This window comes from Micromonospora sp. C95, from assembly GCF_018070465.1.
Lineage (GTDB): Bacteria > Actinomycetota > Actinomycetes > Mycobacteriales > Micromonosporaceae > Micromonospora.
In genome coordinates this window covers 358099-379329 of record NZ_JAGPXT010000002.1, presented here as the reverse complement: position 1 = coordinate 379329, position 21231 = coordinate 358099, and the positions used below count along the sequence as shown (strand labels likewise).

The following is a 21231-nucleotide window of genomic DNA, read 5'->3' as shown; positions in this document are numbered from 1 at the left end:
TCACCTCGCCACCGGGAGCACGGCCGACACCAGGAAACCGCCGCCGTCGGCAGGTCCGACCGTCAGCGTGCCACCGAGGGCCTGCACCCTGTCCCGCATCCCGTCGATGCCGTGCCCACCCGTGATCTCGGGCGTCGTGGTCCCGTCGTCCTGGACGTGGACGGTGACCCGGGACGGTCCGTGACACAGGGTCACCACGACCTGGTCGGCGTGAGCGTGGCGTACGACATTCGTCAGTGCCTCCTGCAGCACCCGGTACACGGCCTGCGCCACCGGCGTCGGCACCGCCGACCGGTCACCGGTCTCGTCCAACGTCACCCCCAGGCCCACCGCTCGCACCTGCTCGACCAGGTCGGCCACCCCGTCCAGCCCGGGTACCGGCGACTCGACGGCTGGCACGGTCTCGTCGCGCAGGACCGCGACGAGCGCGCCGAGGTCGGCCATCGCCCGGCCGCGTACCTCCTGAGCCAGCCGGAGCGCGTCGCGCGCCTCACCGGGCGCCGAATCGACCGCGTCGAGCGCCACGTTGAGGTGTACCCCGACGACGGCCAGCGTGTGGGAGACGACGTCGTGCAGTTCCCTCGCGATGCGTACCCGTTCCTCTGCGCGGCGCCGACCCGCGGCCAGTTCCTGTTCGTGCCGTGACTGCCGCAGTCGGGCGGCCACCTCGTCCTGCCAGCGTCGCCGGTCGCGGTACGCCAGCGCAGCGGTCAGCACCACCGTCAACCAGAGCGCCTCGCCGCCGGTCCGCACCGCGATCCATTCCGCAGTGTGTCCGCCGACGCTCGCCTCCCAACTGACGGCCCAGGCCAGGAAAGCCACTCCGGTCCCCAGCGCCCAACCGGCCCGGCCGGCCAGCACGGCCCCGGCGAAGGCGATCGTCGCCGGCCAGACCCAGCCGTGCTCGACCAGACCGGCGCCGCGGTACGCGGCGATGGCCGCGACCGACGCGACGAGGGTGACGACGGGCCACCGGGTACGCAGGAACAGCAGCGCGGCGAGTGTCTGGGCCAGCGCCAACGCGCCCGCCACGGTCACCGCTCCGCCGCTGAGCGCGACCCCGGCCGGAACGGCGGCGACCGTGGTCACGACCAGGAGGATGGTGCTGCCGAGGCCCCCTGACGCCGGGTGTGCCTTCGTGCTCGGGTACGCCATCGTCGCGTCCGCTCCCACCATCGGTCGATTATCCGTCCCGGGCCATCCGACGCAGTCCCACCACCGCCACCACGAGCCATCCGGTGTTCGACCACACCATGGCCCGCTCCACCAGCCCGACGACGGTGTACCACGAGCCGACCGAGAGGTCTGGGCCGTCCAACACGTCGACCCAGGTCACCACGAACACGGCGAACGCCGCCAGCACCACCAGCATTGCGATCGTCAATCCCCGGGCCACCGGTTGCCAGCGCGGGTCGCGACGCCATGTCCGGGTGAGCAGCACCGCGGCGACGGGCAGCGCCAGGAACGCGGTCAGGCCACCCAGTCCGTGCACCATGGCGGCGGTCGATGGCGGGCGGTCCCAGTGACCAGTCGGGTCGGCCGGAAACACGCCTGCGATCAGCATCCCCGCGGCCCAGACGGCAAGTAGCCACAACCCGAGCCGCTCGCCGCTCGGCGAGCCGCCGGTAGCCCCCGCCGCGGCGAGTCGGACCACGAGGAAGATCAGGAGCGCCGCGCTGGCGGCGAAGCCGACACCCGCGGTCGGGATGAGCCAGCCGGCTCGGCCGTGCACGAAGTAGCTGGCCATGTGCTCGATCCAGCTCCACTGCGGGTTGACTGCGTCGGCCGCCGCGATGGCGGCCACGGGCAGGAGCAGCCCGACGAGCGCGACGTCGGCGGCAAGCCGTTGGCCCCGCCGGCGGCCTGCCTCGCTGGTGGGGTTCTGCGGGTCGGGAACGGGCATCGGTACCTCCTCGTCGGGTGACCGAAGCTACGGCGAGGAGCGTGGTGGGCGCGTCGTCTCGAGGTGGTCTCCGCTGCCCACCTCAGACGGAGTAGGCCGTACACCGATCGCAGTAGGTCTCGCGCCACCGGGTGCCGGACAAAAACGTAACCTGTCGGTTACGCTTTGGCGGTGGACGACGTGGCTGCCGCGATCGCGGATCCGGTCCGGCGGCGCATCCTCGAACTGCTGCGCGAGCGCCGGCTGCCGGCCGGGCGGATCGCCGAGGAGTTCGAGATCAGCCGGCCGGCGATCAGCCGGCACCTGCGCGTCCTGCGCGACAGCGGCCTGGTCCGCGACACCGTCGTCGGCCGTCGGCGACTCTACGAACTGGATCCGACCCGGCTCGCCGAGCTGATCCGGTGGCTGACCCCGTTCACCCGGACCGATTTCTGGGAACGCCGCCTCGACGCCCTGGAGACCGAGGTCTACCGTGCCCGCCGCGATCGCCGTACCGGCGACTCGCCATCCGCCCAACAGGAGCGCACCGCATGAACCGCATCCCGACCGGCCGACTCTTCGGCGCCGACAACGGCGTCGATCTGGTCCTCATCCGCACCTTCCCGGCCCCGATCGACGACGTCTGGGCCAGCCTCACCGAGCCGGAACGCACGGCACGGTGGTTCGGCCCCTGGGAGGGCGACGCCGGACCGGGCCGCACCGTCCGGGTCCAGATGGCAATGGAGGAGGACGCGCCCTGGTCCGATCTGCGGATCGACGCGTGTGAGCCACCCCGGCGGCTGGCCGTGTCGATGCGTGACGAGTACGGCCACTGGGTGCTGGAACTGCTGCTGACCTCGCACGGCGAGGGCACCGAGCTGCGCTTCGTCCACCACCTCGACGACGCCACCGGCATCGGCGAGGTCGGGCCAGGCTGGGAGTACTACCTCGACTGTCTGGTGGCCGCCCGCGACGGCGCGGCGTTGCCGTCGTTCGACGACTACCACCCGCCGATGAAGGCGTACTACGAGCAGCTACGGCCAGAGTGATCGAAGATACCCACATCCGCGCCATTCGCTCCGTTTTGCTCGGTCTACCCCGGGTACCGCCCTGGTCATCTGGCTTTCGTGCCCCAGGGAGGTACCTGTCGAGATGAACGCCCGCAACCCCGCCGAGGCGGTAAGGAATGTCGTGGAGGCCGCGGCGGAGAAGGTGACCGACGCGCTGACCCCGCAGGTGCCCGGCGCGCCGGGTAGCGCAGCGCCGCCCCGCGACGAGCCGACGACGCCACAGGAACCACTGCCGCCCAAGCCCGAGCAGGGCGCCCCGCAGACCCGTACGCCGACCGGCGCCGAGACCGGCGCGCCGGCCACCGCCAACGGTCAGCAGGGTGCCTTCCTCACCACCGCGCAGGGCGCCCGGCTACGGGACACCGACCACTCGCTCAAGGCCGGCCCGCGCGGGCCCGTCCTGCTCCAGGACCACCACCTGCGGGAGAAGATCACCCATTTCGACCACGAGCGCATTCCCGAGCGGGTGGTGCACGCCCGTGGCGCGGGTGCCCACGGCGAGTTCACCGCCTACGGCACCGCCGAGGCGGTCACCCGGGCGGGTTTCCTGGCCAAGGGGCGGACCACCGAGGTCTTCGTCCGTTTCTCCACGGTGCTCGGTTCCCGGGGCTCGGCCGACACCGTCCGCGACACCCGGGGCTTCGCCACCAAGTTCTACACCGACGAGGGCACCTTCGACCTGGTCGGCAACAACATGCCGGTCTTCTTCATCCAGGACGCCATCAAGTTCCCCGACATCATCCACGCCGGCAAGCCGCACCCCGACCGGGAGATCCCGCAGGCCCAGAGCGCACACGACACCTTCTGGGACTTCGTCTCGCTGCACACCGAGGCGCAGCACCACACCATGTGGAACATGTCCGACCGGGGCATTCCCCGCTCCTACCGGACGATGGAGGGCTTCGGGGTGCACACCTTCCGGCTGGTCAACGCCGCCGGCGAGACGGTGCTGGCCAAGTTCCACTGGAAGCCGAAGCTGGGCGTGCACTCCCTGGTCTGGGAGGAGGCCCAACTGCTCGGCGGCATCGACCCGGACTTCCACCGCCGCGACCTCTACGACGCCATCGAGGCCGGCGCGTTCCCCGAGTGGGAACTCGGCCTCCAGATCTTCCCCGACACCCCCGAGGAGACCTTCGCCGGCATCGACCTGCTCGACCCCACGAAGATCGTGCCGGAGGAACTCGCGCCGGTGCAGCCGGTCGGCAAGCTCACCTTGAACCGCACCCCGACCAACTTCTTCGCCGAGACCGAGCAGGTCGCCTTCCACGTGGGACACCTGCCGCCGGGCATCGACGTCACCAACGACCCGCTGCTGCAGGGCCGGCTCTTCTCGTACGTCGACACGCAGTTGACCCGGCTGGGCGGGCCGAACTTCGCGCAGATCCCGATCAACCGGCCACACGCCCCGGTCAACGACATGCTGCGCGACGGCTTTCACCAGCACGCCGTGCACGCCGGGGTGGCACCGTACCGGCCGAACTCCCTGGACGGTGGCAACCCGTTCCCGGCCGGCGACGACGACCACCCGTTCGTCGACGTGCCGGTGCAGGTCGCCCAGGCCCCCAAGGTGCGCGCCGACCCGGCCTCGTTCGACGACCACTTCAGCCAGGCCCGCCTGTTCTGGCTGAGCATGTCCCCGGTCGAGCGGGAACACATCATCCGGGCGTACACCTTCGAGCTGGGCAAGTGCTACCACCAGGCGATCAAGGAACGGCAGCTCCAGTGCCTGGCCAACATCGACCCGGTGCTCTGCACCCAGGTGGCCACCGGCCTCGGTCTGCCCGCGCCGGAGCCGACCGTGCCGTTGGCCGACGTCGAGCCAAGCCCCGCGCTGTCCCAGGTCGGGCGGCAGTGGCCGGCCGACGGCCGGATGGTCGGCATCATCGTCGACCCCGAGGCTGACCTGGACAGCGTCCGGGCGGTCCGTGCGGCGGTCTTCGCCGCCGACATGGTGCCGCTGCTGATCGCCCCACACGGTGGCACGATCGGTGACCTGCCCGCGCAGCGGAGCTTCGCCACCGGCCGCTCGGTCGAACTCGACGCGCTCCTGCTCGCCTCGGCGCCCGCGCCGGCCCCGGACGCGATGCCGGCCCGCGACGCCAAGGCGGGCGCGGCCGGCGCCGCCTCCGTCGACCCCCGGGTGCTGCTGATGGTGGACGAGTGCTGGCGGCATGCCAAGGCCATCGGCGCCTGGGGGACCGGCGTCGCGGTGCTGGAGCAGGCCGGCGTCACCGGCACCCCCGGCGTGGTCACCGCCGACTCCGCCACCGACGTCCTGACCGCCCTCCGGCAGCTGATGCCCGACCACCGCATCTGGCACCGCTTCCCCACCTCGGTCGCCTGACCGACCTCGCGCCGTAGGAATCTTGGTCCGTGAGCGCCCCCGGGAGGGCGTTCACGGACCAAGATTCACATGGGTCAGCGGACGAGGCGGATCAGGCGGGGCTCCGGGGGGAGAGAGGTTAGGGCTTGGTCTGTGCCTTGTGCAGGCGGCGGGCCTCGGTTACCAGGCGGGTGGAGCCGCTCCGCCCGGCGATGTCGGCGAGGCCGGGCACCTCGATCCGTACGCCGGTCGCGGTGGCCGTCTCCGCCGCCAGGGTCAGCAGGTCCGGTAGGCCGCGCGGTGGCGTCGGCGCGGCCAGCAGCGCCGGGAGCGCGGCGGCGAGCAGCCGCCACACGGTGAGTGGCGCTCCTGCCTGTGCGGCGTCGCGCAGCGGTTCGACGACCCGGGACAGCTTCACCAGTTGCCGGGCGGCCAGCGTGCCGAGTTGCTCCCCGGTGCCGGCCGCGTCGAGGTCACCGGCGGCGGCGAGGGCGAGCAGCGCGTCCACCGTCGCCACCCGGTCCGGGTCGTGCCGGGCGCTGAGTCCGTAGGCCACCGCCAGGTCGAGAGCCACCCCGCCCGGACCATCAATCTCCGCGAGCAGCGGCAGCACCGCCGCGCCGTCGCGCTCGTCCATGTCCGCCGCACCGGCGACCAGCGGCAGGGCGTACGCGGTGACCACGCCCCGGTGCCGGGGCAGCAGCGACGGCCACCGGTGCACCCACCCGGAGTGGTCGCCGCCGAGGGGAGTGGCCGGCGCGGTGAGCAGCCCGTACCTGTCGATCGCACCGGCGGGTGGGGTCAGTTCGACCAGGACCCGCTCGGCCGGCATGTACGCCCACTCCCAGTGGCGGTTGCCCCGGCGCGGGTCGCGGGTGACGGAGCGGGGCCGGATGACCGGCTGCGGCAGCCCGCCGTCGCGCAACCAGGCGGCGAGCCGCCGGCCGGACGGCGTGCCGAGCGCCGTCGCCTTGGCGGCGACCGGTTCGTCCCCGCCCGTCGGCAGCCGCAGCAACGCCTGGGTGAGATCCCAGTGACCGGGCTCCCGGTCACCGAGCGCGGCGAGCCGTTCCACCAGCACCATCGGGTCGAGCTCACCGTTTGTCGAGGTGGGCAGGGCCAGCAGACCGGACTGCCCCGGCTCGTTGAGGTACGCGCCGATCTCGGCCAGCCGGGCACGAAACAGTCGGTGTACCGGCGGCACCTTGGGGTCGGTGACCGCCAGCTCGGGTGCCGTGCCGGGCCGGTGCACCGACGTGAGCAGCTTCTCCCACCGTTCCCGGCGCCGGTCGGGGCGGCCGACACCGGCACTACGGAACACCTCGACCACCGTCTCGCAGAGACAGAGCGGATCCCAGCGGTGCTCGTTCGCCCACGACCAGTGCCGCCGCTCGATCACCGGGTCGAGAGCGGTGTGTACCCGGGGTCCGTCGGCTGAGCTGAGCCGGACCAGCCCGTCGAGGATGCGCTCCAGCGGTGCCCCCTGGTACGGCGTGCCGAGCAGCGCGGCGACCTCCTCGGTCAACTCGTCCAGGTCGCTGATCGGGTCGGGGACCGGTGCCGGCGGTGCGGGCGGGGGCAGGTCGTCGCCGCGTGGCCGAGTCAGCGCCGGGCCGACCGGTGCGGGCTCGACGCCGTGCCGGGCAGCCAGCGCCGCCGCCCGCTCCCGCAGTTCCACCGCGGGATGCTCGGCGGCCACCGCGATCACCTCGGCGATCTCGGCGGCCCGGTCCCGGTGCCGGCGGGCGAGTTGGTCGAGCCAGGTGAGCTGGGTTCTGACCAGGGTCTTGTCCGGCCGGATGAGCATCTGCCGGGAGGTGTCGAGGACCGAATCGAGCTCCAGCACGGGCAGCCTCCGCAGCGCCTTCTGCGCCATCGTGGCCACCGGCGCGGGAGCGTCGACGAGCAGCCGCAGGTAGTCGGTGACCCGGGCGTTGACCTCGGTGGTGGTCGGCGCGAGGTGGTCGAGCAGGGTGGTGAAGGCGCGCAGTGCGGCGGGCCGGTCGCCACGCAGCAGCCGACCGATCGAGCCGTCGAGCAGCAGCACCCGGTCGACCGCTCCCTCGGTGGCGAGCTGGGCCAGGGCAGCCGGCAGGGCCGGCTGGCCCGGTTCGTCCCAGTTGTAATGGGCGGCGACGAACATCATCTGGGTGCCGATGCCGTCCACCTCGAACAGTCGGGGCAGCATGACGGCCAGGAACGGATCGTCGCGCAGCCGGTCCACCACCGGCGCCGGCTGGCCGTGGTGGCGCTGGTCCGGGGACTCGACCGCCGTCAACCACAGTTGCACGCACCGGTCGTCGGTCGGTGGCGCGCCACCCTCGGCGCGCAGCAGCGTGGCGACGAAATGCCAGCGGCCCACCCAGGTGTCCGGACGGAACCGGGCGGCGATCCGGTGGGCCAGGTCGACCAGCCAGTCGACGCCCCGCTCCTGCGCCACCTGACGGACCAGCTCGGCCGCGCGGTGACCGTGCGGATTGACCGAGGGACGACCGAGGATCGCCGCGGCCTGGGCGGCGGTCGGCAGGCAGCCGACCACCGCGACCGCCAGGGCGGTCCCGGTGCCGGCCGACCACCAGGTGTCCCGGTCACGCTGCTTGAACCAGCCGGTCAGCTCGACGCCGATCTCCCGGCGGCGCTGCTCCGGCAACCCTTGCAGCGCTGCCGCGACCGACTCGCTGTCGCCGCTGCTCACCAGGGCGAACAGGTCACTCGTGCCACCGGCCGCCAACTCCCGCCGACGCCGCACCGTGTGCTCAGCCTGCCGCGTCACACCCGCTCCTCGACCCGCTCGCTGGCCAGCATCCGGGTGGCCAGGGCGTGTCGGCACGGCCCGCGCTGCCCCCGGTGTTTCGCCCACCAGGGGCAGGTGCAGGTATGCGAGCCGTCCGGGAGCTGGCGGACCCGGTACACCTGATCGCCGCTGCGGACCGTCGCTGACCTGCCGTCGAGCTGCACCGCCCCGGCGTCGAGCAGGGCCCGGGCACCGACCAACCGGGGGTTGTCCCGCTCGGCCCGGCCCGCGTCGTACGGCATCACCCGGTGGAAGTACGCCGCGTCGGCCACGTCGTAGCCGACCCGGCCGGCGGTGCCGAGCTGGGCCAGCGCGCCCCGGACCCGCCCCGCGTCGATGCCGGCCTGCTCGGCCAGCCGGTCAGGGTCGATTGTCGGATCCCAGGACAGCAGGGCGGAGATCAGGTCGGCGTCGTCGACGACGTCGTCTCCGGCGAGCGCGGCGAGTGCGGCTCCCTCGCCGGAGAAACCCCGGTACGGCTCGGGGGAGAGGGTCAGCGACAGCCGCAGCGCGCCGGTGTCCAGCTCCCAGACGCTCGGTACCGGAGCGGTGCCGGCGGCCACCGTCGGCCCGTACACCCGCAGGGTCTTCGCGAAGCGCAGCATCGGGTGCAGCGCGGCCAGCCGGCCGGCCCCGGCCAGGCAGACCGCTCCGGCGACGGGGCGGGAGGTCAGCCGCAGAGACCGGCCGGCGGGCACCACCCAGAGCACCGAGCGGTCGCCGCCCCTGGGCAGTCGGCGCAGGAACGTGGCGGCCTCCGCCGCCGGCAGCTCCGCCCGCGGCTCGAACCGGGCCGCGAGAACCTGCACCTCGGCGAAGCCGCGCAGCCAGCGCACCGGCAGCGGCACCTTCTTCTCCACCACCGCACCGTCCAGAGTGGAGACGGTGAGGTCGTCCGGACCGACCGACAGGTGCAGCGGATCCAGGCCGCCGACCCGGGCCAGTGCCTCGCGCAGTGGGGTGTTCACGTCGACGTTCGTGGTGCCGTGCTCGGACACGTCGCCGTCAAGGCCGGCGGGCAGCACGTCGAGCCGCGCGTACACGCCGCAGCAACCGGAGAAGGACTCGAAGCGGAGCCGGTCGCGGCTGCCGGTGACCACCGGGTCGAGACTGGCCGGGCTGACCGGCCGGTGGTACCGGGTGCGGGCCACCTCGGCCACGGCCAGCAGAGCCACCGCCGCCGCCTGCCCGGTGCTCAGGAAACCGGTGAAGAAGCGGGGATTCGGCGTGGGACCGCCGCTGGTCTGCAGGGCGAGTGACCGTTGGGTGAGGGTGGAGGGGGCGAGGTATCGGTAGGTCTGGACTGCGTTCACGCCGCCGCACGGTAGAGCAACCCACCGACACCGGCTCGACGCCGGGCGGTGCCGGGCTCCTCAGTGTGCCGCGACGGCCATCGCCTCCGCCGGTTGCGGCACGGCCAGTCGGCCGGGGCGGACCACGCCGACGAGCACGACGAGGGCCGCGACCATGCCGCCGGCGATCACCAGAGCCATCGCCACGGCACCGGTGCCGAGCACACCCACGAGCGGAGCGGCCACCGCGCCGACGCCGAACTGCACCGCGCCGAGCAGCGCGGAGGCGGTGCCGGCCGCCTCGCCGTGCCGGGTCAGGGCCAGCGCGGGGGCGTTCGGCAGCGCCAGGCCGGCCGCCGCGAGCACCACCCAGAGCGACGCGAGCAGCGCCGGCAGGCCACCGAGGCCGGTCGCGGCGAGGCCGAGCAGCACCAGGCTGGCGGCCGAGCCGACGATCAGGGCGGCCACCAGGATCCGCTGTGGGGACCAGCGACGCAGCAGGCGTACGTTGCCCTGGGTGGCCGCGATCAACCCGACGGCGCCGGCACCGAACGCCAACCCGAACTGCTGCTCGTCGAGCCCGTACCGCTCCTGCAGGACGAACGAGGAGCCGCCGACGTAGGCGAACAGGGCCGCCATGGCGAGTCCGGCCACCAGCACCAGCCCGACGAAGGCGCGGTCACGCAGCAGCGAACCGTAGAGCCGGACGGTGGGCAGCACACCGCCGCGCTGGCGTCGCAGCGGCGGCAGCGTCTCCGGCAGGCCCAGCATCGCGATCAGCAGCAGCAGTACGCCGAAGACCGCGAGGGCGGCGAACACCCCGCGCCACTGCGTCCACCGCAGCAGCTCACTGCCGAGGGTCGGCGCGAGGATCGGGGCGGCGCCCATCACCAGCAACAGGCGGGACAGCAGTTGGGCGAACGCCGCGCCGCTGAACAGGTCGCGGACCACGGCCATGGCGATGACGGCGGCCGCCGCCGCACCCAGGCCCTGGATCACCCGCATCGCGCCGAGCACGGTGATGTTCGGGGCGAGGGCGCAGCACACGGACGCCACGATGTGCAGCGCGGTGCCCGCGATCAACGGTGCCCGCCGGCCGACGGCGTCGGAGAGCGGGCCGATCAGGAGTTGTCCGAGGGCGAGACCGATCAGCGTGCCGGTGAGTGTCAGTTGGACCGCCGCCGAGGTGGTGCCGAAGCCGTCGACGATCGAGGGCAGCGCGGGAAGGTACATGTCGATGGTCAGCGGGCCCACCGCGATCAGCGAGCCGAGGACGAGGATCAGGCGCAGGCGCTGGCGGCGGCTCATCAGGTCGCCCGGCATCAGCGCGGCCGGCGGTGCGGCGGCGGTCTCGACGGCGCTCACCGGGAGGTCTCCCGCTGGCCGGAGCACTGGGCGGAACGTGGTGCGACGGTCATATCTGGCTGCAACCCCGCGGCGCCGACCTGATTCCCCACAACACTGGTAACACACCTCACACCATCCCGCCGGATCTTGAACGGACGCATGTCCTCCGGAACGGCCGGTCGCCGGCCCCAACGTCGATGGTGGGGCCGGCGACCGGTGTTTCTCGATATGGGAGGGGTGGCTCAGTCGGCGGCGGTGCCGGCGGTCACCTCCCGACGGGTGGCCGGGTAGCGGATGCTCTCCACCATCTCGACGATCTCGTCCGGCGGTGGCGCGGTCATCTTCGACACCACGATGGTGACGACGAAGTTGACGATCGCGCCGATGGTGCCGATGCCCTCCGGGCTGATGTCGAAGATGTGCGGATTGGCCGCGGTGCCGAACACCGGCAGCGTGTAGATCATGTAGGTGGCGGTGAATACCAGGCCGGACACCATGCCGGCCGCCGCGCCGGTGGCGTTACATCGTTTCCAGAAGATGCCGAGCACGATGGCCGGGAAGAAGGTCGACGCGGCAAGGCCGAAGGCGAAGGCGACCACCTGCGCCACGAACGCGGGCGGGTTGATGCCGGCGTAGATGGCGATCAGCACCGCGAGGCCCATGGCGATCCGACCGGCGAGCAGTCGCTGCTTGTCGGTGGAGTCCCGCTTGACCCGACGGAAGTACAGGTCGTGCGAGAAGGACGACGAGATCACCAGCAGCAGTCCGGCCGCCGTGGACATCGCGGCGGCCATGCCGCCGGCCGCCACCAGACCCACGATCGGCGCCGGCAGGCCGGCGATCTCCGGGCTGGCGAGGACCAGGATGTCGTTGTTGACGATCAGGTCGGCGCCGGAGGTCGGGCTGTTGCTCACCGTGTTGATGGTCGTCGCGCCGTCGCTGACCGTGACCAGCCCGGTCGCCGCCCAGTTCTCGATCCAGCTGGGCAGGGCGTCGGCCGAGACGCCGTTGACGTCCTGGAGCAGGTTCAGCTTGGTGAAGGCGCCCACCGCGGGGGCGGTGGTGTAGAGCAGGGCGATGAAGAACAGCGCCCAGAACGCCGAGTAGCGGGCACCCCGTACGGTCTTCGTCGTGTAGAACCGGACGATGACGTGCGGCAGGCCGGCCGTACCGATCATCAGCGCCATCGTCACCAGGAACACGTCGATCTGTGGCCGGGCCGCGAACGCCTCGGTGTACTGGTTCAACCCCATCTCGACGCTTATCGCGTTCAGTTCGTCGAGGATCTGGCCGAACGACACCTGCGGAATCGGAATTCCGGTCATCTGCTGGGCCACCGCGAACGCGGGAATCAGATAGGCGACGATCAGCACCGTGTACTGCGCCACCTGGGTCCAGGTGATGCCCTTCATGCCGCCGAGCACTGCGTAGAGGCCGATGATCACGGCGGCGAGGATGACGCCCTGGGTCACGTCCAGCTTCAGGAACCGGCTGAACACGATGCCGCCACCGCGCATCTGCCCGACCACGTAGGTGAAGGAGATGATGATCGCGGCCACGGCGGCGATGGTGCGCACGGTCTCCGAGTACCGGTCACCGACGAACTCGGGCACCGTGAACTTGCCCCACTTGCGCAGGTACGGGGCGATCAGCAGGGCCAGCAGCACGTAGCCGCCGGTCCAGCCCATCAGGTAGATGGTGCCGTCGGAGCCGAGGAACGCGATCAGGCCGGCCATCGAGATGAACGACGCGGCTGACATCCAGTCGGCCGCCACGGCGGCACCGTTGGCGATGGTGGGGATGCCCTGGCCGGCGACGTAGAAGCCGGCGGTCTCCTTCACCCGGCTGCGCCAGGCGATGTAGAGGTAGACGGCGAACGAGCCGACGATGAAGACGAGGGTCCAGATCTGGATCTGACTCATTTGCCAGCCCCCTCGGTCTCCTGCTCGTCCACGCCGAACTGGTTGTCGAGGCGGTCCATCATCTTCGCGTACACGAAGATGAGAACGACAAAGACGTAGATCGATCCCTGCTGGGCGAACCAGAAGCCGAGCGGGAATCCGGCGATGACGATGTTGTTGAGCGGTTCGACAAGCAGAATTCCGAAGCCGAACGAGACGACGAACCAGACGGCCAGGAGAATCACCATGAGCCGCAGGTTGCGGCTCCAGTACTCCTTGCGCCAGCCGTTGTCCGGCGGGGACGCCGGTGGTGGTGCCGCCGTTGGCGGTTCACCGCCACGGGTCTCCTTATCGGGGGTTACCTCGGTCATGTCTGGAGCCTCCTAGTCGGTATGGAACCGGTAGATCCGGCGAGGGGCCTGCGACACGGCGCCCGGTTGGTGGTGACGCGGTGCTGGTGCCGTGGCCCGACCCGCCCACCCGCGTCGCTGTGCTGCTCGACGTGGCTGTGCGGTCGGTCACACCTGTGGTCTGCGAAGCGAACGTGACGCAGCCTGGCCAGGCAAGAGTTGATCCGGTCAGGTGCGGCTTCGGGTCGCTGAGCGGTCCGTTGGACTCCGCGAACGGTCGAGCGGCCCGAACCGGAGCGGTGAATCGTCCGGTTTGGCGGTTTTATCGGGCCCGGTCCATCCGCCCACCGATCCCGCCCGACCGCTCACCGATCTGCCCGTTCGGTCAACGGCGCGCAGCGCCTAGCATCCGGACATGGCCGACACCGCATCCACCGCCGCCCCGGTTCGCCGGCGCGTCTTCCACGCCGGCAGTCTCGGCATGATCGTCGGCGGCGTGCTCGCGCTTGTCGGCTCGCTACTGCCCTGGGTCATCACGCCGTTCGGATCACTCTCCGGGGCGGCCGGCCCCGGTCTGTGGACACTGAGCATGGCGTTCCTCGCCGTCGCCGGTGCCCTGCTGCCGTACCGCAAGGTGGCCATCGCGCACAGCCTGATCCCCGGGCTGGTCGTCGCCGTCATCGTCGGCTGGCAGGTGGCCCGCCTGATCAGTCTCAGCGCCAGCACCGGTGCCTGGGGGCAGCTGATGCCCGGCGTCGGCCTGGTCATGGCCGCCGGTGGCGCGGTGGTCCTGATCCGCACCGGCATGCGCCTGGTCAAGCTGAGCTGACGGCCGGTCCCGCTGCCCGGCCGGTCGCGTCGAGCCGGACACACGAGATTCGGCCGAACCGTGAAACCATCCGCCGCCCGTGCGCGTCATCCCGCTGAATCGACCGAGGATCACCCGCCACCCGGCGGCTGGCCCCGGTGCCGAACAGCTCGGGAGGAATCGTGTCGCTGGGTAGGTGGCTCGCCGGTGCGGGCCTGGTGGTGCTGACCGGCACCGCCGTCGCGGTGTACACCATGGGTTCGGCCTCCGGCGATGGGCCCGCGCGCGGGGCGGCGACGTCCGTGGCCGCTCCGGCGGGGGTGACAGCGGGACGGACGCAACCGCCCGGTGACGACCCGGCGGGCGCGGCGGTGACAGCCACGCCATCGCCCACGGCAGCGGCGGACCCGCTGCTGTCCGGCAAGCGTCGGGTCACCATCGTCCGGGTCGGCGCCTTCGAGTCAGGGCTGGCGTTGCTCGACGGCGGCCGGTTGGCGGAGGTGGACGACGACCGGGGTCGGCAGGTGTTCGTGCCGACGCCGGTCGGTTCGGGACAGCTCCTCATCAAGGCCTATCACGGTGGCGGCACCGGCCAGCCGGTCTGCTGGCAGGTACGCAACCCGGGCGACGGCCGGCCGCTGTACGTGCGCGGCGCCACCTGCCGGACCGACGACCCCGCCCAGCGATTCGAGATCACCGCCGTGGCCGACGGTGGTCCCCGTGAGTACCTGATCAGCAACCGGTGGGCGTACCTGCGCGACTCCGCGCGATCCGGTCTGATCATGGAGGAGTTGGGGGACGCGCCTGCGGCGAGTAGCTTCCGGTTCACCGACACCGGACCGGCACCCCGACGGTAGGACGCGGTGACGCCCCCGGTCCCGGCCCGGGGGCGTCCGTCGTCCGCCGGCCACGACCAGCAGCGACAGTACGGGTGGGAACGTGAGTGAAACGCGACGCTGAGGAGTTCGACGCCTTCTACGCGGCGTCGGCGCAGCGGGTACTGGGCCACCTGTCCGCGATGATCGGCAGCCGGGCCGAGGCCGAGGATGCGGTGGCGGAGGCGTACGCCAGGGCCTGGGACCGCTGGGCGTCGGTACGGGAGTGCGACAGCCCGGAGGCGTGGGTCCGCCGCGTCGCCTACCGGATCGCGGTGAGCGCCTGGCGCAAGACGGTGAACCGGCTCCGTGCCCACCGGCGGGAGGCGGCCGGCCAGCAGGTCGAGGCGACCTCGGTCGATCACGTGGCGGTGGTGTCGGCGCTGCGCCGCATCTCCGCCGAGCAGCGCCGGGTGGTGGTGCTGCACCACCTGGCCGGGCTCAGCGTGACCGAGATCGCATCGGAGATCGGCGCCAACGTGAACACCGTCAAGACGCGGCTCGCCCGGGGACGCCGGGCCCTCGCCGTGCATCTCAGCGACGACGCTTACGAAACCGCCGACGGGGGAGGGCAGTGATGGGTCCAGAGCCGCATCTCGACGAGGCCCTGCGCGCGTTGGCCGGGCACGGCCGGCAGGGCAGGGTGCCGGCCGCGGTCGACATCCGCCGCCGGGGCGACACCCGTCGCCGCCGGCGACAGGCAGCCTCCGTCACCCTGGCTGCCGTACTCGTCGGTCTGCTCGGTGCCGGTGTGGTCCTGGCCCGTCCATCGGGAGATCCGGACTCCCTGCTCGTCGGGCCGGCTGGCCCGACGACGGCCCCGGCCACCGCGTCGACCAGCCCCGACCCGTCCGCGACGTCCGGTCCGTCGAGCAGCGACCCGCTGCTGTCCGGGCGGCGGCAGGTGACCGTCGTCCGCGCAGCCGAGCAGAGCGGCGGGCTGTCCCTGCTCGCCGACGGCCGCCTCGCCGAGGTCGACGGCGACGAGGGCCGCCAGCTGTTCGTGTTCACCCCCCAGGGCTCCGACACCTATCTGGTCCGGGCCGCCGAGCGGGTCGGCGCGGCGACCGACGTGTGCTGGGAGGTGCGGTCGTCGGGCAGCCAGCCGTTGCGGGTGGTCGCGGCCACCTGTGCGCCGCAGGAGCCGAGGCAGCAGTTCACGGTGGTCCGGAGCGGACAACGCGCCGGCGAGCCGACGTACGCGATCAGCAACCACTCGGCCTTCCTGCAGAACTCACCGACCCGGGGCCTGATCCTGGAGGAGTTGGGCGACGCCGTGCTGACCACGCGCTTCCGGCTGGTCGACAACGGAGCCGCACCGGGATGACCGGCCGGTGCCCGAGCGGGCAGCGCGGGTGCCGGTCGGGCAGACCATGCCATCAAACGGGCAGCCGTATTGCGGTGATTTGTCAGGTATGGCGGTTATGTGCTGCCCGTTCGGCGGTGCAAGCCGGTCACCAAATCCACTCAATTGAACGGCAGGTGACCGGGGTCACCTGCCGTTCATCGGTGTTACAAAAAAGCACCCGAGCCGAACGGAGGTGTGCCGGTGGACGCGACGCAGCGCCGACAACACATCCTCAGCTTGGCGCGCCGTCAGGGTGACGTCGACGTGCGTAAGCTCGCCGCCGACCTGGCCGTGGCGCCGGAAACCGTTCGGCGTGACCTGAGCCTGCTCGCCCAGCAGGGGCTGGTGCGCCGCACCCACGGTGGGGCGTACCCGGTGGAGACGGCCCGCTTCGAGACGACCCTGGAGACCCGGGCCACCCGGATGGTCGTGGAGAAGCGACGGATCGCCGCCGCGGCGGTGGAACACCTCGGTGACGCCGAGTCGGTGTTCGTTGACGAGGGCTACACCCCGCAACTGATCGCCGAGGCGCTGCCCACCCACCGCCCACTGACGGTGGTCACCGCCTCCCTGCACACCGCGGCGGCGCTGGCCGCGTACCCGAGCCTCACCGTGCTCCTGCTCGGCGGCCGGGTCCGCGGTCGCACCCTGGCCACCGTCGACCACTGGGCCACCAGGATGCTCGCCGGCTTCGTCATCGACCTGGCCTACGTCGGTGCCAACGGAATCTCCCGCAAGCACGGGCTGACCACACCCGACCCGGCGGTGGCCGCCGTGAAGGCCCAGGTGATGGCGGTATCCCGGCGGGTGGTGTTCGCCGGGGTGCACACCAAGTTCGGTGGGCACAGTTTCTGCCGCTTCGCCGACGTCGCGGACGTCGACACCATCGTCACGGACACCGCACTGCCGGCGTCCGAGGCGCACCGCTACTCACTGCTCGGCCCGGTGGTGCTGCGCGTCTGAGCGCCGTCGGCCGACCCACCTTTCCTCACCATCACCCACCACCATGGAGGTTCGCTGTGCCTGAAACACGAACTCCTCGCGGCCGGCGTGGGCGCGGTGCGCTCGCCGTCGCGCTCGCCGTCACGTTGGTCTCGACCGCCTGTTCCGGAGCGGGCGGCGGTTCCTCAAGCGACGGCACGGCCATCACCGTGCTGATGGTCGGCAACCCGCAGATGGAGGACCTGGCCAAGGTCACCGCCGACAACTTCACCAAGGACACCGGGATCGAGGTGCGGTTCACCATCCTGCCGGAGAACGAACTGCGCGACCGGGTCACCCAGGACGTCGCCACCCAGGGCGGCCAGTACGACGTGGCGACGATCGGGGCGTACGAGGCGCCGATCTGGGCGCAGAACGACTGGCTGCACGAACTCAGCTCGTACGCGGACGCCGACACCGCGTACGACAAGGGTGACCTGCTGGAGCCGATGGTCGCCTCGCTCTCCGGCACCGACGGCAAGCTCTACGCCGCCCCGTTCTACGGCGAGTCGTCGTTCCTGATGTACAACAAGGAACTCTTCGCCGCCGAGGGCCTGACCATGCCGGAGCGGCCGACCTGGCAGCAGGTGGCCGAGTTCGCCGAACAGCTCGACGACGACGCGGCCGGCGTCTCCGGCATCTGCCTGCGCGGGCTGCCCGGCTGGGGCGAGCTGTTCGCCCCGCTGACCACCGTGGTGAACACCTTCGGCGGCACCTGGTTCGAGCAGGACTGGACGCCGAAGGTCGACGCACCCGAGTTCACCGCGGCGACCAAGTTCTACGTCGACCTGCTGCGCGAACACGGCCAGCCCGGCGCGCCGCAGTCCGGCTTCACCGAGTGCCTGAACACCTTCGGGCAGGGCAAGGCGGCCATGTGGTACGACGCCACCTCCGCCGCCGGCACCCTGGAGGACCCCAACGCCAGCACCGTCGCCGGCAAGGTCGGCTACGTGTACGCGCCGGTCGACAAGACCGAATCGTCCGGCTGGCTGTGGGCGTGGGCCCTGGCCATGCCGAAGACCACGAAGAACGCCGACGCCGCCTGGAAGTTCATCTCCTGGGCCACCGGCAAGGAGTACGAGCAGCTGGTCGGCTCGTCCCTCGGCTGGTCCCGGGTGCCGGCCGGCAAGCGCCAGTCCACCTACGAGATCGCCGAGTACCGGCAGTCCGCCGAGGCGTTCGCCGACATCACGCTGAAGTCGATCCAGGAGGCCGATCCGGTAAGCCCCGGGGTGCAACCGCGACCCGCCCTCGGCGTGCAGTTCGTCGGCATCCCCGAGTTCGCCGACCTGGGGACGAAGGTGTCGCAGGAGGTGTCGGCCGCCATCGCCGGCCAGACCACCGTCGACCAGGCGCTCGCCGACGGCCAGCGGTTGGCCGAGGAAGCCGCCAGCAACCACCGGTAGCCGCCCGCCGGGGCCGGTCGACCGGCCGGCCCCGGCCCTGCCCCCGAGGCGGAACGATGACCACCACCAGCACCACCGGTGCGGACGCCCCAGCGCGCCCCGCCGTGCGTCCCACCCGCCCCGACCGGCGACACCGCTGGGCCCGCCGGGCCCCACTGCTGCCCGCCCTGGTCTTCGCCATCGTGGTGACGCAACTGCCGTTCCTGTTCACCCTCTACCTGTCCACCCAGAGCTGGAACGCGCTGCGGCCGGGCAGCCGTGAGTTCATCGGCCTGGCCAACTACGCCACAGTGCTCACCGACGGTCGACTGCGTGCCGCCCTGCTCAACACGGTGGTGCTCACCGCCTCCTCGGTGATCGCCTCCGTGCTGCTCGGCCTCGGCCTGGCCATCCTGCTCGACCGCAGGTTCCCCGGTCGGGGGATCGTCCGCACCCTGCTCATCACCCCGTTCCTGGTGATGCCGATGGCGGCGGCGCTGCTGTGGAAACACGCCATCTACAACCCGTCCTACGGCCTGATCAACGGCATCCTCGGCGGCAGCACCGACTGGGTGTCGCAGTACCCGATGGTCTCCGTGGTCGCCGCGCTGGTCTGGCAGTGGACCCCGTTCATGATGCTGATCATCCTGGCCGGCCTGCAGAGCCAGTCCCTGGAGACGCTTGAGGCGGCCCGGGTCGACGGCGCCGGCCCGTGGCAGACCTTCACCCGGATCACCCTGCCCTACCTGCGGCCCTACCTGGAACTGGGTGCCCTGCTCGGCTCCATCTACCTGGTGCAGACCTTCGACGCGGTCTTCACCATCACCCAGGGCGGCCCGGGTCGGGCCACCACCAACCTGCCGTACGAGATCTACCTGACCACCTTCCGCAAGTTCGAGTACGGCGAGGCCGCCGCGGCCGGCGTCGTGGTGGTGATCGGCACCATCATCGTCGCCACCTTCGCGCTGCGGGTGATCTCCAGCCTGTTCCGGATGGAGGACGCACGATGACCCGTACCGCGAGTCCGGCCCGGCGCAGCGCGGGCCGCACCGGGGCCGCGTGGACCGTGCTGGCGTGGCTGGCCGGCCTGTTGTTCTTCCTGCCGGTGGCCTGGATGGTGCTCACCGGCTTCAAACGCGAGGTCGACGCCGCCAGCAACCCGCCGTCCTGGTTCTTCACCCCGGTGCTGGACGGCTACCGGCAGGTCTTCGACCGGGACATCACCCCGTACCTGCTCAACTCGGTGATGGCCAGCGTGCTGTCCACCCTGCTGGTGCTCGTGCTGGCCACCCCGGCGGCGTACGCGCTGTCGATCCGGCCGGTCGAACGCTGGCGCGACGTGCTGTTCTTCTTCATCAGCACCAAGATGCTGCCGGTGGTCGCCGCGCTGCTGCCGATCTACCTGCTGGTGCAGGACCTCGGCATGCTTGACAACGTCTGGACCCTGATCGTGCTCTACACCGCCATGAACCTTCCGCTCGCGGTGTGGATGATGCGGTCGTTCCTGCTGGAGGTGCCGGCCGCGCTGATCGAGGCGGCGGCGATGGACGGTGCCGACCTGCTCGTCACCATCCGGCGGATCCTGCTACCGATCGTGGCGCCCGGCCTGGCCGCGACCGCGCTGATCTGCTTCATCTTCAGCTGGAACGAGTTCTTCTTCGCGGTCAACCTGACCGCCACCCGGGCCGGCACCTCGCCGATCTTCCTGGTCGGCTTCATCACGTCCGAGGGGCTGTTCCTGGCCCGGCTCTGCGCGGCGGCGACCATCGTGTCGCTACCGGTCGTGCTGGCCGGCTGGATCGCCCAGAAACAACTCGTCCGAGGACTCTCCATGGGGGCGGTCAAGTGAAGGCAGCAGTCATCGTCACGCCGGGCCAGATCAGCGTCGAGTCGGTACCGGACCCCACGCCCGGCCCCCGGGACGTGGTGGTCCAGGTCGCCGGCTGCGGGATCTGCGGCACCGATCTGCACATCATGGACGGCGAATTCGCGCCCGCGTACCCGATCGTGCCGGGCCACGAGTTCGCCGGCACCGTGGTCGCGGTGGGGCGGGACGTCACCGAGGTGCGCGTCGGTGACCCGGTGGCCGTGGACCCGTCGCTGCACTGCGGCGAGTGCTACCAGTGCCGCCGGGCCCGGGGCAACCTCTGCGAACGGTGGAACGCCATCGGCGTCACCGTCTCCGGTGGGGCGGCCGAGTACGCGCTCGCCCCGGTACGCAACTGCGTGGTGCTGCCCGCCGGCGTCGCCCCCGCCGACGCCGCCCTCATCGAACCGCTCTCCTGCGCGGTACGCGGCTTCGACGTGCTGCCCCGCCGGCTGGCCGACCACTATCTCATCTACGGTGCCGGCACCATGGGCCTGATGATGCTGGAACTGGCCAAACGCTGCGGTGCGGCAACCGTCAGCGTGGTCGACCCGAACCCCGACCGCCTCGCCACGGCCGTGGCGTTGGGCTGTTCGGCGAGCGCCGCCAACGCCGACGAACTGGACCGCCCGCGCGGCTGGGACGTGGTCGTCGACTGCACCGGCGTCGAGGCGGCCATCGCCGACGGCCTGACCCGGGTCGCCCCCGCCGGCACGTTCCTCCAGTTCGGCGTCTCCGAGTACGCCACCCGGGTGCCGATCGAGCCGTACCGCGTCTACAACAAGGAGATCACCGTCACCGGCTCGATGGCCGTCCTGCACAGCTTCGACCGCGCCGCCGAACTCTTCGCGGCCGGCGTGCTGGACCCGCAGGTCTTCATCAGCCACCGCTTCCCCCTGTCCGCCTACGCCGACGCCATGACCCAGTTCCGCGCCGGCACCGGCCGCAAGCTCCTCATCACCTGACTGTCCCCCGCCACCCCTGGGAACCTCGCGGGCCGACGGGGAA

19 protein-coding genes are annotated in these 21231 nt (G+C 71.6%); 12 read left to right on the top strand and 7 right to left on the bottom strand.

Annotated features, from left to right (window positions below; genetic code table 11):
- The gene (locus KBX00_RS04310; RefSeq protein WP_301547271.1) at window positions 1-1176 is read right to left on the bottom strand and encodes a sensor histidine kinase; all 1176 of its coding nucleotides are present in this window, start codon (window positions 1174-1176) and stop codon (window positions 1-3) included.
- 7 nt (window positions 1177-1183) lie between these two features.
- On the bottom strand, window positions 1184-1903 hold the full coding sequence (locus KBX00_RS04305) for a DUF998 domain-containing protein (RefSeq protein ID WP_210823391.1): 720 nt from the start codon (window positions 1901-1903) through the stop codon (window positions 1184-1186).
- A 171-nt stretch (window positions 1904-2074) separates the two neighbouring features.
- On the opposite strand from KBX00_RS04305, the gene KBX00_RS04300 reads away from it, so the two are divergent.
- The 3 genes from KBX00_RS04300 to KBX00_RS04290 all read left to right on the top strand — a co-directional run bounded on the left by KBX00_RS04300 (window position 2075) and on the right by KBX00_RS04290 (window position 5296).
- The gene (locus KBX00_RS04300) at window positions 2075-2437 is read left to right on the top strand and encodes a metalloregulator ArsR/SmtB family transcription factor (protein WP_210823389.1); all 363 of its coding nucleotides are present in this window, start codon (window positions 2075-2077) and stop codon (window positions 2435-2437) included.
- On the top strand, window positions 2434-2931 hold the full coding sequence (locus tag KBX00_RS04295; RefSeq protein WP_210823387.1) for an SRPBCC family protein: 498 nt from the start codon (window positions 2434-2436) through the stop codon (window positions 2929-2931). The genes KBX00_RS04300 and KBX00_RS04295 overlap by 4 nt, the downstream gene beginning before the upstream one ends.
- Window positions 2932-3034: 103 nt before the next feature.
- On the top strand, window positions 3035-5296 hold the full coding sequence (locus tag KBX00_RS04290) for a catalase (RefSeq protein ID WP_210823385.1): 2262 nt from the start codon (window positions 3035-3037) through the stop codon (window positions 5294-5296).
- 118 nt (window positions 5297-5414) lie between these two features.
- Here KBX00_RS04290 and KBX00_RS04285 read toward each other — a convergent pair whose 3' ends face one another.
- The 5 genes from KBX00_RS04285 to KBX00_RS04265 all read right to left on the bottom strand — a co-directional run bounded on the left by KBX00_RS04285 (window position 5415) and on the right by KBX00_RS04265 (window position 12980).
- Window positions 5415-8048: a DUF6493 family protein gene (locus tag KBX00_RS04285; RefSeq protein ID WP_307868045.1), complete on the bottom strand. Its 2634-nt coding sequence runs from the start codon at window positions 8046-8048 to the stop codon at window positions 5415-5417.
- Window positions 8045-9382, bottom strand: a complete 1338-nt coding sequence (locus tag KBX00_RS04280; protein WP_210823383.1) for an SWIM zinc finger family protein — start codon at window positions 9380-9382, stop codon at window positions 8045-8047. Before KBX00_RS04280 ends, KBX00_RS04285 begins: the two co-directional genes overlap by 4 nt.
- 60 nt (window positions 9383-9442) lie before the next feature.
- On the bottom strand, window positions 9443-10669 hold the full coding sequence (locus KBX00_RS04275) for a multidrug effflux MFS transporter (protein ID WP_210823664.1): 1227 nt from the start codon (window positions 10667-10669) through the stop codon (window positions 9443-9445).
- Between the two features lie 281 nt (window positions 10670-10950).
- Window positions 10951-12630 carry a sodium:solute symporter family protein gene (locus tag KBX00_RS04270; protein ID WP_210823382.1) on the bottom strand — a complete coding sequence of 560 codons (1680 nt, stop codon included), beginning with the start codon at window positions 12628-12630 and terminating at the stop codon, window positions 10951-10953.
- Window positions 12627-12980, bottom strand: a complete 354-nt coding sequence (locus tag KBX00_RS04265; RefSeq protein ID WP_210823380.1) for a DUF4212 domain-containing protein — start codon at window positions 12978-12980, stop codon at window positions 12627-12629. The genes KBX00_RS04270 and KBX00_RS04265 overlap by 4 nt, the downstream gene beginning before the upstream one ends.
- Before the next feature lie 394 nt (window positions 12981-13374).
- On the opposite strand from KBX00_RS04265, the gene KBX00_RS04260 reads away from it, so the two are divergent.
- The 9 genes from KBX00_RS04260 (at window position 13375) to KBX00_RS04220 (ending at window position 21188) form a co-directional block, all read left to right on the top strand.
- A complete protein-coding gene (locus KBX00_RS04260) occupies window positions 13375-13788 on the top strand; it encodes a hypothetical protein (RefSeq protein WP_210823378.1) in 414 nt (137 codons plus the stop codon).
- Between the two features lie 161 nt (window positions 13789-13949).
- Window positions 13950-14624, top strand: coding sequence for a hypothetical protein (locus KBX00_RS04255; RefSeq protein ID WP_210823375.1), 675 nt, complete (start codon window positions 13950-13952; stop codon window positions 14622-14624).
- 86 nt (window positions 14625-14710) lie between these two features.
- Window positions 14711-15220, top strand: a complete 510-nt coding sequence (locus KBX00_RS04250; RefSeq protein ID WP_210823373.1) for a sigma-70 family RNA polymerase sigma factor — start codon at window positions 14711-14713, stop codon at window positions 15218-15220.
- Complete coding sequence (locus KBX00_RS04245; protein WP_210823371.1) at window positions 15220-15969, top strand: hypothetical protein; 750 nt, start codon at window positions 15220-15222, stop codon at window positions 15967-15969. The genes KBX00_RS04250 and KBX00_RS04245 overlap by 1 nt, the downstream gene beginning before the upstream one ends.
- Before the next feature lie 222 nt (window positions 15970-16191).
- Complete coding sequence (locus KBX00_RS04240; RefSeq protein ID WP_210823369.1) at window positions 16192-16953, top strand: DeoR/GlpR family DNA-binding transcription regulator; 762 nt, start codon at window positions 16192-16194, stop codon at window positions 16951-16953.
- 56 nt (window positions 16954-17009) lie between these two features.
- Window positions 17010-18377: a sugar ABC transporter substrate-binding protein gene (locus KBX00_RS04235; RefSeq protein WP_307868042.1), complete on the top strand. Its 1368-nt coding sequence runs from the start codon at window positions 17010-17012 to the stop codon at window positions 18375-18377.
- 56 nt (window positions 18378-18433) lie between these two features.
- Window positions 18434-19366: a carbohydrate ABC transporter permease gene (locus tag KBX00_RS04230; protein WP_210823367.1), complete on the top strand. Its 933-nt coding sequence runs from the start codon at window positions 18434-18436 to the stop codon at window positions 19364-19366.
- Window positions 19363-20205 (top strand): carbohydrate ABC transporter permease, encoded by an 843-nt coding sequence (locus tag KBX00_RS04225; RefSeq protein WP_210823365.1) that lies wholly within the window; start codon window positions 19363-19365, stop codon window positions 20203-20205. Before KBX00_RS04230 ends, KBX00_RS04225 begins: the two co-directional genes overlap by 4 nt.
- The gene (locus KBX00_RS04220; RefSeq protein ID WP_210823363.1) at window positions 20202-21188 is read left to right on the top strand and encodes a zinc-dependent alcohol dehydrogenase family protein; all 987 of its coding nucleotides are present in this window, start codon (window positions 20202-20204) and stop codon (window positions 21186-21188) included. Before KBX00_RS04225 ends, KBX00_RS04220 begins: the two co-directional genes overlap by 4 nt.
- Window positions 21189-21231 lie beyond the last annotated feature (43 nt).